The 15648-nt window shown below is 38.9% G+C and carries 4 protein-coding genes; all 4 read left to right on the forward strand.

Going from position 1 to position 15648, the window contains the following annotated elements; all coding sequences use genetic code 11:
• The first annotated feature begins 81 nt into the window (after positions 1-81).
• Positions 82-669, forward strand: a complete 588-nt coding sequence (locus DAHG_RS17905) for a type IV toxin-antitoxin system AbiEi family antitoxin domain-containing protein (protein WP_022939727.1) — start codon at positions 82-84, stop codon at positions 667-669.
• Positions 666-1532 carry a nucleotidyl transferase AbiEii/AbiGii toxin family protein gene (locus tag DAHG_RS17910; RefSeq protein WP_022939728.1) on the forward strand — a complete coding sequence of 289 codons (867 nt, stop codon included), beginning with the start codon at positions 666-668 and terminating at the stop codon, positions 1530-1532. Before DAHG_RS17905 ends, DAHG_RS17910 begins: the two co-directional genes overlap by 4 nt.
• Positions 1533-1921: 389 nt before the next feature.
• On the forward strand, positions 1922-2356 hold the full coding sequence (locus DAHG_RS20235; protein WP_022939328.1) for a hypothetical protein: 435 nt from the start codon (positions 1922-1924) through the stop codon (positions 2354-2356).
• 106 nt (positions 2357-2462) lie between these two features.
• On the forward strand, positions 2463-15648 hold a 13186-nt coding region (locus tag DAHG_RS17920; protein ID WP_026881072.1), incomplete at its 3' end, for an Ig-like domain-containing protein.

A 15648-nucleotide genomic window follows, 5' to 3' on the forward strand; every position in this document is an offset into this window, starting at 1 on the left:
TTTTATTATGGAATGTGATTATATCAATAACGCTTGATTTTCACCAGATAATTGCATATAATTGTATTATATGGTGAAAATATGATAAAAACTACTAATATGATTTTAGATGAACTTAGTGAATATTCAAGCCCGCGGACAAAATTATCTCGTATGGTAAAAAAGGGTGACATTTTTCCTATTGTTAAAGGTTTATATGAAACAGAAAAGAGTACACCAGGTTTTTTGCTTGCTGGAAGTATTTATGGTCCATCTTATATTTCATTTGAATATGCTCTTAGCTTCTATGGTTTAATCCCTGAGGCTGTCTATACGGTTACTTCCGCAACTTTTGAAAAGAAAAAGTCAAAAAAATATGAAACAATGTTTGGTACATTTACATATCGCGATGTACCTTCAGAAGTTTTTCCCTTAGGTCTTAAATTAATGCAGGAAGGTACTTATTATTATCGAATAGCAACACCTGAAAAAGCTGTATGTGATATGCTGTATACTTTACCCCCAGCCTCAAATGCAGAAGAATTACATTTGCTGTTGAATGAAAGTCTTAGAATTGATGATATGGATTTGAAGAATTTGGATACCGAATCCATTATAGAACTATCAGAACATTATCATACAACTAATGTTAAACGACTGTGTACTTTAGTGAGGAGGCTACATAAATGAATTCAAATATAGAACAGATGTTGAAGGAATATAAGGTAGAAAATATATATGATGAAAAAAACGCAATGAAAGAAATCATGCAGGAGATTGTTTTATGTGGCTTATCTCGAGCTGGCTTTTTTGATAAAGCAGCATTTTATGGAGGAACGGCATTACGAATTTTTTACGGACTTGATCGCTTTTCTGAAGATTTAGATTTCTCGTTAGAAACAGCGGATAAAGATTTTGATTTAACCTCATATTTTCCTATTCTCGAAAAAGAAGTTAAATCTTTTGGATTAAATGTATCTATTACTGAAAAGGAAAAGACAAAGGAAAGCAATATTCGTTCAGCTTTTCTGAAAGGAAATACAAAGGAACACTTATTATTATTCTATGCGGATCAACGAATTGCCGGAAATGCAGCAAATAATGAAGTTATAAAAATTAAATTTGAGGTTGATGTAAATCCGCCTGCCTTTGCTGGATTTGAATATAAATATCGGCTGCTTCCCGCCCCTTATAGTGTTAAACTCTATGATATGCCATCATTATTTGCTGGTAAAATTCATGCAGTTATCTGTCGGGCATGGAAAAATCGTATAAAAGGCAGAGATTTGTATGATTACATTTTTTATCTTTCAAGAGGTACTTCAGTTAATAGACTTCATCTGCGTCAACGGCTTATTGACTCTGGATACATCACGAATGAAATAGAATGCTCAATAGAAGAAATAAAGTCAATGCTTAATGAGCGATTTGATACTATTGATTTTGAACAGGCAAAAAGAGATGTTGAACCATTTATTCGCGACAGATCGGTTCTTAACATCTGGTGTGCTGATTTTTTCAAACAGATAACAGTGAGTTTAAGAGAATGTTAATTTATCATTTTTAATGAAAACTATAATTCTGGCAAATTGATTTTGAAATAATATGGTTAATAAATGAATCTGACATTGTGTTTTAAATCTAGTTATAAAGTTTTATGATATGAGTGAGATAAGAGAATTGACTCTTATCTCTTTTTATTGCGTTATAGAAATATTTATTACGGGAGTCATCGTAATAACTGGAAAATATTGGAACAATATGAGAACTGTCTCATAAAGTATACTTTATGAGACAGTGTGTTTATGCTCATTATAGGTCGTTTTTTGTCATTTGTAAACATATTTTTGCATTTTATCATCTTTTTTATTCATTTTATGGTCGTTTTCTAGCTGTCTTATAAAGTATACATTTTGAGACGGTGAGAATTAAGGGGTGTAAAATGAAATCTATTTATATCGAAACCTTTGGTCGTTTCGCTGTTTTTATCGACGGTCAGCCTTTGCTTTTTAAGAACCTTAAAGCAAAAGAACTCTTGGCCTATCTCATCGATAATGAAGGAGACTTTGTAAGCAACAAGGACATCATCACTACATTATGGAAGAACCGCATCAATGATGTGAGTCTTAAACGATCCTTCAGGTATACGCTGCGTCTGTTAAGAGACGCTTTTAATGCAGAAGGAATTGATGATCTATTTGATGTAGGTTATGGGGTAGTGAAGATCAATCGCAATCGCATAACCTGTGATTATTATGAATTTATTAAAGGAAATACGGAAGCCTATCCATACAAAGATGATTACATGTATGGCTATGAATGGGCAGAGTCAACCCGCAGAAGGATTGAGGAAAGACAAAGCCGAAGTAATAAGTAAAAATAGCTGAACATTAGACGGTTCAGATTTTTTTGTGAGGAAAGAGGAAGGGAAATATGGCACAAAGGAAACAAGAAAGTATAAGGCGAGAAAGGAGAAGAGGAAGATGTTAAAGGGAATGATGAAAGCGCTTAAATATGGAATGGCTCTATGTATGGCTGTGAGCTTATCAGCTTATATACCAGAAATAGGAGTACAGGAAGTAAAGGCAACGGAAGTAACAGCCAGCGCAGAAGAGAAGTGGAGTGGAACCATAAGTGCAACACCGCCAAAAAATGATGGAAATACATATCATATTTATACTGGCGAGGAGCTTGCATGGGTTGCTCAACAGACACGTGAGGGCATCAGTTTCGAAGGTAAAACGATTATCTTGGAGAATGACATTGATCTTGATTTTATCCCATGGAAACCAATAGGAGTAGATAGAGTACAGCCTTTTAAGGGTACCTTTGAAGGAAATGGTAAAACAATTACTAATCTCATGCTAACAAATAATGAAGAAGGATTATTTGAAGGTCTCTTTGGTGTTACTCGAAATGGTCTACTTCAGAACTTCTCAATTAAAAATGTTAAATTTCAAGATTCAGACATTAGTTACCATAATTTGGGTATTGTCAGTGCTGATGTACTACAGTCGAAGGTTATCAATGTACATGTTGAGAATGCCGAAATCTTGGCAAGCGGTACAAGTCTTGCCCCAGTTGGCGGTATTACTTGTGTATTATCCAACAGTAGTTGGATTATTAATTGCTCTGTGAAAAATTCGACGCTGCAAGGAAGAAACATAGGTGGTATTGTTTCCGATTGGGAACCGATAACTGATGAAACAGTGTTTGGCAAATATGGTCCAGGTGGTATCGTTAACTGTGCATCCATTAATAATCAGCTGCAGCTCACTTATCCGAGTCCAACTGACAATATTGTAATTGCTGGTGGAATTATTTCTAATATTGAAAGTAGAATTAAAGATTTTAGTGTAATTGGCAGTTTATATTTTTTAAACAATTATTCAACTAGTACGATTACGGCAACTGATATTGTAGCTGATCGGGAAATAAGAATTGGTGGATTAATCGGATTAGTTGATAGTCCAATTGTCTTAGAGATGAAAAATAACTACGCTGCTTCCTCAGTAATTAATGATGTCGCAAGTAAAGATACGACTGGAGCGGTAATTGGTTTAAATAACACAAACAAACTAAGTAGTGATAACATCTTTTATTCTGGAAGTGCAGCTAATGGATTACCGGCAATTGGCAAAGACGCAGGCTCTTATGGGTCAACAATGATGAGTAAGACAGAAGAAAGCATGAAAAATGAATCTTTTGCGAAATCATTAACCGCCAATATTGATTCTCTAAGTACAACGATTATGCCGTTAGATCCGCAAGGCAAGCGATATACATATAATCCATGGGCAGGCGCCGAGGGCGTATGGCCGGCATTTACGATACCGGCAGTTACCGATATCGATATATATCCTGTTTTGTCTGATAACGGACAAGAAATCGTTTATGTGAATCAAAATGGCAGTGTACAGCTTCATTCAACATTGCTGCCTTATTATGCGAGTCGTGAAGCCAATCCAACATGGCGAGTTTCACCTGATACGAGCGGCGTAAGTGTAGATGCTAATGGACTTGTATCTGCCAATAACTCTGCCGTTGGAACAGAAGTAGATTTAATTGCATCCTATGGTGAAATCACTAAAACGGTTAAGGTGAGAATCGTAGAAAAAGATGCAATCACTTCATTAAGAATAAATACACCTAGTGATTTATTGGTGGGTACGACAAAACGATTGAGTGTTACCACAACACCAATCAATGCAAATAAATCATCTGTAAAATGGTACATTGATCTAAATCCTGCCGGTTTAGAAAATCTTGTAACTGAAAGTGAAATTGCTTCTATCGATTCAGATACAGGAATAATAAAAGGATTAAAAGCAGGACAAGTTACAGTAGTAGCAAAAATAGAAGGCACATCAATCAGAGACAGTTACACAATGACCATTCAGGACACACAGTGGGACGGTGTTGCGAGCCGTCAGCCTGATTTTTATGATGATGCCTATCATATAACGATGGCCAGTGAATTGAAATGGATTGCTGATAGCGTAAACAACGGCAATACTTTTGCCGATAAAAAGATCTTATTAGAAACAAATATTGATCTTGGCAAGAATAACTCATTTGTTTGGACACCAATTGGAAGCAATGGTAATTATTTTAGTGGTATTTTTGATGGTCAGGGATATTCAATCAGCCATATTTTGATAGATGATACAAACGTTCTAAATGGTCTGTTTGGGTGGATTAATAATGCAGCGATAAAAAACATAACAATTAGAGATATTTCAATTCAAAATGAATTACCTGATTCTTATAATGGTGCTTTAGCCGCACAGGCACAGGATACAGAAATTAATGGCGTCACTGCCGTTGATGTATCCATCAATACAACCGGAACAGCTGGCGGCTTAATCGGTTTATCACAGTATAACGTCAGCCTGAATCATACAGCGGTGTTAAATAGTGATATTACATCGAGAATCGGCGGCGGTTTAATAGGTAAAGCAATTGCTTATAATGGAAAAGTAATCAATAGTTTTACAGAAGGTAAACTTACAGCTCACCAATCAAGTTTAGATTGGGTCAATCTTGGCGGTATCATCGGTACAGTCATTGGATCTGATAATGCCTCCTTAGAATCAACGGCTGCCACAGCTTTTACGATTCAGAATTCATATACGCATTCAGTGATCAATTCAACACTGAGTAATCCAGGTTTTGCGGTATATACAGGCGGCTTAGTGGGTCAGGTTAATTCCTACATCGCATTAGAAAATAACTATTCAAATTCAGATCTAACCAATCATGTAAATGCAAATCGTCCTGGCGGCATTATTGGTTATGCGCAGCCTACGAATGGATACTATACATCCATCGTGAATAATGCATGGAATGAAGAAAAGCGCTTCGAAAATGCAAGCGGTGAAATAGCTGTTGAAAATAAGAAAAGCGTCGGCAATCAAGGAAGTATCATCATTGACTCCACAACACTTGAAGATATGATGAAGCGATGCTCTGATGCATATATGAAAGCAGCTTCAAGTGAAGAAAAAGCATTAGTAAATGATTTAAATGAAAATCTTCCTGAAAATGGCAGTATGTGGATTAATGGAACAGAGGGTTATCCACAATTAAGTGATTCTGAATCATTTACAGTCGTATTAAAGAAAGATTATATCCAAATGCGAAGAAATGAAAGTGTTTTGCTAGAGCCAGTTATGCGTCCATACGTAGCAGGAAAGGATCTCAGCTATGAATGGCATGTACTCAGCGGCAATGACACGATCAGTGTTGATCAATTTGGACGAGTTACAGTTAGTGACAGTGCCATTACACATCAAAGTGCAATTATTGAAATGATCGTAAAGGAAAAAGGTGCAGAGATATGCCGAGATACTGCGCAGATAGTCGTATTAGAGGATGAAGCAGCAGTACAGAGTCTGACGATCAAGGACCCTGGGGTAATCAAAGTTGGTGATACAGTTAAGCTAAAAGCAGAAGTTGAACCAGAGTCTGTTGATACAAGCGGTCTATATTTTAAAGTTAAAAAAATCAATGACTATGCGGAAGTATCAGCTGATGGTACATTAATAGCTTATAAAGCTGGAACGTTTACGGTTCAGGCAATATTGGATGGCGTAATTGCGGAACGAATCATTACTATAAAGTCAGGAACCAAATGGGATGGAGTTACGGTTGATGAACCGGATAGTGATGGAAATTATATTTATATCACAAAACCAAGTGAGTTAGCATGGATTGCGCAGCAAGCCTACGAAGATAGGTACAATTGGTTTGAAGGAAAAACATTAATATTACAAAATGATATTGATTTAAATAACCAAAATTGGATGCCTATTTTAATCTTCAAGGGTAATTTCGATGGCAGAGGACATACTATTAAAAATATTTCTATTGGTGCTAGCCCTGGTATCAATCAGTTTGGCTTATTTGGTGTGGTACGAAATGCTGAAATAAAAAATTTAATTCTTGACACTGTAAATATGAATTTAGATGAAGTTAGCGGAATCAATAATTTTGGAGCTGGTTCCTTATTCGCTTATGCATATGACAGCAATATAACAAATATAAAAGTAAAAAATGCTTATGTTAAAGCTGACGATACTGAGGTTAATACACCTATGATCGGCGGATTAGGCGGTGATGTTATCAATGTGAATATTGATAACTGTTCAGTAGAAAATTCTACAGTGATAGGAAAAACGAATAGTCTCGGTGGTATTATCGGTGAAGTAACTGGCGCATCAACTTATTTCAGTATGAAAAATTGTTTTGCTAAAAATGTAACGATGCAGGACGGCTGTTATATTGGGGGTCTGGTTGGCTATATTAACCAATCAGATAGCAGTAATAGAACGGCTATAATTAAGAATTGTTATGCAGAAGTAATATATAATACTACAAATAAATATTTAATTAATACATCTTATATTGGAGCTATTTCTGGTATCATTCAAACTAAATATCCAGTTTTAATTGAAAATGTATATTCGGTATTGAAAGTTAATAATTCAGTAGACAAGAAACTAATAGCCGGTAATCTTGTAGGTATTGAGAAATCTCAAGATTTAAAATTAAATAATGTCTACTATAATTCTCAAACATCTGGTTTAACTATTGATATGAAAGAAGAGGGTAAAGTCACACGAAATAATGTTGAGGGCATGACAACGGATGTTATGAAAAGTCCTTCTTCATCGGCTGATAATTTAATTAATAAATTAAATACATGGGTGAGTAATTCTGTAGAAAAATTTAATACATGGACAATACAAAAAGAAGGTTATCCTTATTTTGGATTGCCTGATGTTGAAAGTATTAAAGTTTTACCTGTTGTTAAGGAAGTTTATCCTGGTGAGACATTGCAATTAGAAAAAGAGATTTTACCTTTTGGTGCATCTGATGTTGCAGTTAAATATACTAGTAATAATCCAAAGGTGCAGGTAGATAACAATGGTCTTGTAAAAGTTATCAATGAATTCACTAATACCTATGTTGCCACTATAACAATGATACCTCTTGACAGCAAATATCCTTCTTCTACCTCTACATTGATAGTAATGCAGCCTAAGCCTGAAATTACGAGTATAAAAATAACAGTATTAGAAGAAGGGATAGAGACAAATAAAGTATATTCATTGTCAGCTTCCATTTTGCCTTTAGATGCAGATCCAAATCAGATTAAGTGGTCGATTATCAATAATGTAAATACCCAAGCCATTTTAAGTGATAAAGGATTATTAGATACTGGCTCGGTTGCAGGAAGCATAACTGTTCGAGCTGAATCAATTAATAATCCAAATATCTATGATGTGATTACATTAAATATAAAATCTAAACATGATTTTGGCATAGCATGGGATGGTTCTGCTGAGAAAATTGAACCTGTAAATAATGTAATACATATTGTAAATCCAAAACAATTAGCTTATATTGCCCAGCAAACAAAGGCAGGTATTACTTATGAAGGTATCAGTATTTATCTGGATAGTGATCTTGATTTAGGTAATAAAAACTGGACACCGATCGGGAGCCTTGAATATGGTAATTTTATGGGTAAATTTTATGGCAATAACCATACAATTAAAAATTTAACAATTACATCTTTAAGCGATACTACAATGGTAGGGTTGTTTGGTTTAGTTAAAAATGGAGAGATTCACGATTTATACCTCACTGATGTGAATATTAAGCTGGATAAATTTAATGTCGCAGGAACGGATCAGGTTGGATATGGTACATTAGTAAGTAATGTTTATGGTAATGATACAACTTATATAATCAGCAATGTTCATGTGTCCAATGTTCAGGTATATGGTCCTTCAAGCAGCAGAGTAACACTTCCTTCAGGAATGATAGGGATCGTATATGGCAGGGCTGAAATTGATAATTGTTCAGTTGATAACGCTTATGTTGAAGGTTATCCTAACAGTACAGGCGGATTACTTGCAGAAGTAAGTAATGGCGCTGGTAAATATCTGAAAATAACAAATAGTTCTGTCAGCAATACAACGCTTGTAAATGGTACACATACGGGTGCTATTATTGGTTACTGGGGAAGTGTAACTGGTGATAGTCATTTGATGGAAAACTGTTACAGTAATAATGTAGTGTTCGTGAATACGAATGTAAATGTTGGTGGATTGGTTGGCCGAACAGATGGAGCAGTATTGAAAATTATTCGAAATTGCTATTCGGTAACATCATCAAAAAATACAAATACAGAGGCTAAAACAGTTAAGGGAATCATTGGTTCAATTAATGGAAATACAAAATTAGAAAATTGTTATTATGATAACGATGATGGCAAAGTAGCATATTCAGGAAATTCAACTATTTCAGAAACTAATGTTATAGGTATGTCTTCATCTGTAATCAAAAACAACATCACACAGACACCAAATCTAGTGAATAAACTCAATGACTGGGTCAAGGCTCAGCCAAATAGTGATGATTACCTCACATGGCGTGTAAATGACAGTACACCAGAATTAGGACCAAAATCCAAAATCACACTGAATCAAGATCAATTAATTTTAAAAACAAATGAAACAGCTGTACTGAATGCAACGATCACCGGTGAAAATATCAACTCCATCGTTGCCTGGTCAAGCAGTCAGCCAAGTGTGGCAGCCATTGATGAAAATGGCAAGATCACAGCGAAGATTCCTGGCCGTGCAGTCATAACCGCAACCTCTCAGGACGGACAGATCGCTCAGGCAAAAGTAGAAGTTCAGGCTTTAACCACAAGCGTCGTGTTATCCTTCATCGATCCTGAACATACAACGCAATTAAAGGTTGGTGACAGCGTTGGCCTACAAGCCGCGCTGCAGCCAATCGATGAAGCCCTGACATGGAACAGCAGTGATCCAAGTGTCATTGCCATTCAGGTCGACAGTGAAAATGATAAACTGGCAAAAATCACCGCGCTGAAAGCAGGGACTGCCGAGGTAAGTGCGCAAACAGCGGAAGGTGTGAAAGGAACGCTGCAATTTACTGTCGGCAACCCAGTCACATCAATTCAAATCGAAGGAAACAATACGATGGATCTAGCGCATCCAACGCAAAAATTAAAAGGTTTTGTGAATGATGACGCAACGGATCAGCGGATAAGCTGGTCAATCAAGAAAAAAGTTGACGAGAATTATGAAGAGACCAGCGATGCTGTTATCAGTGAAACAGGAACTGTGACAGTCAGTGCCTTAGGCAGTTATCAGGTAACAGCCGCGGCAATGGACGGTACCGATATGACAGCGGTATTTACTATTGAAGTCGTACCGGCAGTCGTTGACTCGGTTAAAATCATCCTGCCAGAAGGACAGGGATACTTAAGCGGACAAATTGGTTCATCTATTGATTTGAAAGCAGAAGTTACACCTTCGCTGGTATTGGCAGAAGATGCCCAGCTCCATTATGAAAGCAGTGATCCGACACGTTTTATGATCATTGAAGAAGATGGACAAACAAAGGTAAAAATAAGTGATCAAGCAAAGATCGGCGATTTAGCGCAGATTACACTGACATCCGGTATCGGTAAAGACAGCAATGTGATGGATACGGTAACGGTCATGGTCGCTTGGACAAAAGTAGAAAGCTTAACGATTATCAATACTGAAACGAATGAGGCATATTCTGAAGAAGTGCCAACGGATTTAGGTAAAGGCAGCATCATAAAATTAAAAGCTAAACCAATCCCGGAGGCGGCAACGAATCCTTCAGTTACATGGCGAGTTGAAAATGTCGACGATACGCTTCAGACCCCTTTAGCAGAAATTGACGAGAATGGTTATCTGACATTAAAAACACCAGGTGAAATCCGTGTTACAGCAACCAGTCTTGAAGATGGAACGATCATCGCCAATGCCCGTATCAATATTGTTGAGATTTATCCGACTTCCATCTCCATTCTTGAAGGATCAAAGGAAATCGGTGTCGATCAAAATATCGATTACTTACAATTAACAGTTAATTTCGAACCCGCTGAAACAACGAATAAGAAATTGATCTTTACTTCCAGCAACCCTGCTGTTGCCAGTGTAGATTCAATGGGCAGAATCACCTTTGTAAAGGGTGAAGGTAAAAACGTATTAGGTGATACAGAAATCACGATCACTCCTGAAGTTGACAGCCGATTAGACGAAGCATTGCAGGCTAAACCAATTAAAATCACAATCAAAGTCAGCGATCAGGTCATTTATGTCGAATCGATTGATGAGATTTTAACCAGTGCGGGTCTGCCGCTTGCCGATACAATCGTGCGGGTCGGTGATGATCTGAATCTGATTGCTTCATACCTGCCGACTCATGCCAGCGCCCGCAATTTTGAGTGGGAAGTTGTAACGCCGGAAGGTGAGGAAGCCTTGGTAAGTATTCATGACGGTAAGCTGACCGCGTTAAAAGCCGGTACGGCTACGATCCGCTGCAGTGTCGAAGGCAAGATCAGTCAGGGAACGGTTGAAACATTAAGTATTGAACGGAAAGTTGTTATTCAAGAAGCGGTTGCACGTTCGATCAGCTTCGACGCGCTTTCCCTTACCTTGATGCCGGGTGTCAGTCAAAATATTACCGCAAGTGTAAATCCGATTGGCAAGGTATCACAAAAGATAAAATGGTCAAGCCCTAACAGTCAAATCATCTTTACGGATCTGCAGGGCACGGCATTGAATGGCGCCATTGAAGGACCGGTTAAGGTCAAAGCAAATGAAAATGCTATTGCTGGTCAGACAATTACCGTCATCGCAGAAAGTGAAGCCTTGGATATCGACGGCAATCCGCTGCGAAGAGAACTGCAGGTATTCATCGGTAATGTGAAAGCAACCGCTGTGACGCCTAATCGTACAGCGATTACCATGGTGGCTGAGGGTGATACTCAACAGCTGCGGGCAACAGTATATGGTGCCAATGGTTTAAAAGCGACGAATCAAAATGTTACTTGGAGCAGCGATTATCCTGAAATTGCAAGCGTTGATGCTTTCGGGACAGTGACTCCGCATCGTGCAGGTACGGCTAAAATCACAGTAACTTCTGCCGATGGCGGCTTCAGCGCAGTATGTACCGTAACGGTCACTGCCGCAAGTCTGAAAGAATTAAAGCTAAGTGAAACCTCTATTACGATGATCAAGGGCAATGAAAAAGAATTGACCGCGATTGTAAATGAAGGCAGCGGTATAACAGATTTCCTTTGGGAAAGCAGTGAACCTACCATTGTGGAAATCAAGGGATCAGGAAAGACAGTCCAGCTGATCGCCAAAGCGCCGGGCAGCGCGGTCATCACCGCCACCGCCGGCAATAAACAGGCATCAGCTGCAGTTCGCGTTGTTAATAATGAAGTTCTGATTCAATCGATTGAGTTAAGCGGACCAGCCAGCGGTGAAGTCGGTGAAACAGTTCTGATAACCGCTTCTATACAAGGTACAGATGGTAATGAAGCAACTAATAAAACTTTAAAATGGCATGTTTCTGATAACAATGCAGTAACGGTACTTGATGAAACATCCAGCATCGGCCGCTTTAAAATTAATAAAGAAGCAGGGAACGTCATTATCACCGCTGAAGCTTGCGATGGCAGTCAGGTCAGTGCTCAGTTCACATTGAAGACAACTGGAATTACTGCCAGCGGTCTGACACTGAACAACAGCTTCGTCAAACTCGGCTCAAAAGATATGACCGGTTTTGACATAATCGCAACGATCACACCTGAAAGTGTCGCTGATAAAACAGTTACATGGACGGTTGATAAACAAAATATTATTGAACTAACGGCGAATGGCAGCAGCGCTCATATCCGTCCAGCCGCCGGTGTCGTGCCTGGTGAAAACAGTTATGCGATCATTACGGCAAAAACAGCCAATGGCAAGAGCGCGCAATGTGTTGTATTGATTACTGAAGTCAAACTGGAAGCCATTCAGTTAGGAAAATCTTCCATCACAATTATTGAAGGTGATGAAAAGGAACTGCCGATACAGATCAAACCGGCAGAAACCACCAATACTGAATTGATTTGGGAAATTGATGAGACAGGCAACGGCATGTATGAAGAAGTAAATAGTTCAAGTGCTGTCCAAATTAGCACTATGAACGGTATTTATACAGTCAAAGCACAGCCGCTTCCGGAAGCTATGAACACAAAAGAAGTAACGATCAGAGCCAGAGCGAAAGCAAATACTGAAATAATCAGTAATCTATGTAAGATCACAATTCAAGAAGATCCTCTGGTATCCATTGAAATTATCGGACCTACTGAATTGTTAGTTGATAATTCGGCTCATTATTCCTTATTGGCAGTACCATATGATGCTTTAATCAGCGATGTCAGCTGGCAAGTGATCGAGGAAATGAATCCGGACGGCTCAGAGTACGTTCCTGATGATAAGGATGAAAATCCTGAATTAAAAAATCATATCGTACAAATTATTCAAGAGGGTGTATTAAAAGGTATAAAAGAAGGACGCGCCGTGATTCAGGTGTCAACGGGTAATGGTATAAGCGCTCAGCTTGAAATAACTGTTACTTCAAGTATGACACCGCCTGAAATTACAGACTCAGTGGATGAGATTCGCATTAAAAAACTGCCTGATGGAATCGAGATCGATTCATTGGAAATGATCAGCAGTGAAATAAAACAGCTGGGCGTTGCTTTCTATAATCACGGAACGCTTGTTTCTGATCCAAAGGCTTCAGAAATCATCTGGAGCTGCAGTGATGAAACAGGCGACTATCTGACTATTGATCCGCGTACCGGTGTGATCACTGCCAAAGCAGTTAGTCCAAAACCAATCACGATCACAGCACTCAGCAAGTATACGAAACAAATTCCTTCAGAGATTGAAGGAGAAGAGGATCTGACCGTCAGTGTGCTGGCTTCGATTCCGGTAACGATCCATGAACAGGCCGGTCTAATCAAGAGTCTTTCCCTTGACCCATCAGCAACCTCACTGGCTTTCAATAAAAAGCAAATCATGACCGCTTATGCTTCATACACGGGAAATAAAGAAGATTTAAGCATTCAATGGGAAAGCAGCGATCCAACAATCGTTAAGGTTACACCGATGGAAGATCCGCTGCAGGCCAGTATCGAAACATTCGGCAAAGCAGGAACAGCCGTGATCATGCTTACTGTAAACGGCACGACAGCTTTTGCCAACGTTATCGTCAGCGCTGAAGCTAAAACACCAGTCACAAGCATTTCGGTAAAGGATGAATTAGGAAACGATTTGAGCGGTATCCTTGAAATGAAGCAGGGTACAACCTTACAAGTAATCGCAGAAGCGGATGAAGCAGCAAGCAATCCTAACCTAATCTTCAGCACTTCTGAGGATACGATCGCAAGTGTTGATGAGAATGGCTTGATTCATGCACTCAGTCCAGGTGTCGCAATGATTACGATCAGTCCGGCAGATACAGAGAGCCGTGTTTCAAAGACATTGGTCATTCAGGTCAACGAAATTCCGGAATATAAGATCAGCTTAAACAAAACTGAAATTACAATGGAAAGCGGCAGCGATGCGATGCTGGTTGCTTTATTAACTCCTTCCTTAACCGAAGAGGCCAGCATCAAGTATGAATGGAGTATCAGTGATCTGGATGGCAATCCTTTAACTGAGGCGACGATTACCCTCGATTCTGCATCGGAAAATCCAGAATCTGTACATTTGACAGCTAATTCAGTCAGTCAGGAAACAAATGTTATTGTGAATCTGAAAGCGACAATCAGTGAGTCTGGCAATGAAGATAAGGTACTGACACAAAGCTGTACTGTTCACATCATGGAAGCTATTGCTTCAATCACGGATATTCAGTGGACAAGTGATCTTATTGTTGATGACGCATTGACGATGATCCTTGATGATCAAGGCTGTGAGGAACAAATCGGCATCAAGATCATTGCGGATGGTGAAGGAACAGCTTATGTAAACTGGACAACCTCAGCACCGGAAATCGTTTCCGTCACCGGCAATGCATCAGGCGCAGTATTAAAAGCTTATCAGCCAGGTACTGCCGATATTACAATGACCAGCGCTAAGGGCGGATTTACAAAAACGCTCAAGGTTACGGTAAGAAAGGTAGTTATTGAAAGTCTTGATTTCACTTTAAATGACGGACAGATCGAAGTAGGTGCAGTCACTGAGGGCTTCTTGGTACTGAATGCTGATCCTTCTGAAAAGAATGAAAGTGAAAAAGCCAAAGTTCAATTTAAGTCAAGCAATCCGGATATTGCTTCCGTGGCTGTAGATGAAACTGGAAAAATCAAGATTATGGGGTTAAAAGAAGGTAAAGCAACAATTATTGCAATGTCGCCGACGGCCCCGGATAAAATGGTTACCGCTGATATTACGGTTGTCAAACCAGCCCTTCTGCCTTATCTGATTAATCAGTTTGAATTATTAGATAGGCAAGGCAGAGTGATATCTACACATACAGAAATTGATTCGCTCAGCGGTAAGATCATTGTCACAGTGCCGCTGCTGACGGATAAATCAGCCTTGATTGCTAGATTTGGCTTGTCTTATAAAGGCAGTGAAGCCGATATGAATAAAGCCGATGTATTAGTTGCCAATGTTCCGCAATCAAGCGGGGTTACGGTTAATGATTATACGAATACATTGACTTATGTTGTGAAAGATAAAGAAAATGATGAGAATACAAAAGATTACATGGTTCTGGTTGTCGATGAAGCAATTCCGGATAAGGATGCAGTGATGACGTCTTTCACCTTTAAGGGTGTTGAGCCATGTGAAACGGTCATTGAAGGAAACACGATCACGGTGAAGGTCGATGAAACGACTGATTTGACTCAGTTAGTCGCTGTATTTGAAGCAGAGAACGTACTTTCTGTAACGACGGCCAATGGTGAGCAGATCAGCGGTGAGAGTGTCAATGATTTCAGTAAGCCGTTAACGTATATTTTATTTGGTAAGAATAAGAAGAGTATCAGCTACACGGTGAAGGTAGATACCGGCCCTGAGCTGACAAGCATCAAACTGAAACAGGGAGAAAACAGTCTGGAAGGACAATGGGATATCGAACGGGAATGCTATGTGTTTACCGTTCCAGCCCTTGTTCAGATCGATTACGATCAGCCATTCATTCTGGAATGGACTCCGGATACTCTGACTCACAGCGGTTCATTGAATCTGAACCTGAATGAAATGCAGAGCGTTCCGTTCATCTATGCGGATCAATTCACACGGACGA

This window comes from Dielma fastidiosa, assembly GCF_000313565.1.
GTDB classification, from domain to species: Bacteria; Bacillota_I; Bacilli_A; order Erysipelotrichales; family Erysipelotrichaceae; genus Dielma; species Dielma fastidiosa.

Excerpts from the sequence above, each read along its gene's own strand:
- DAHG_RS17905 (WP_022939727.1), top strand. The coding sequence starts at position 82 with ATGATAAAAACTACTAATATGATTTTAGATGAACTTAGTGAATATTCA.
- DAHG_RS17910 (WP_022939728.1), top strand. The coding sequence starts at position 666 with ATGAATTCAAATATAGAACAGATGTTGAAGGAATATAAGGTAGAAAAT.
- DAHG_RS20235 (WP_022939328.1), top strand. The coding sequence starts at position 1,922 with ATGAAATCTATTTATATCGAAACCTTTGGTCGTTTCGCTGTTTTTATC.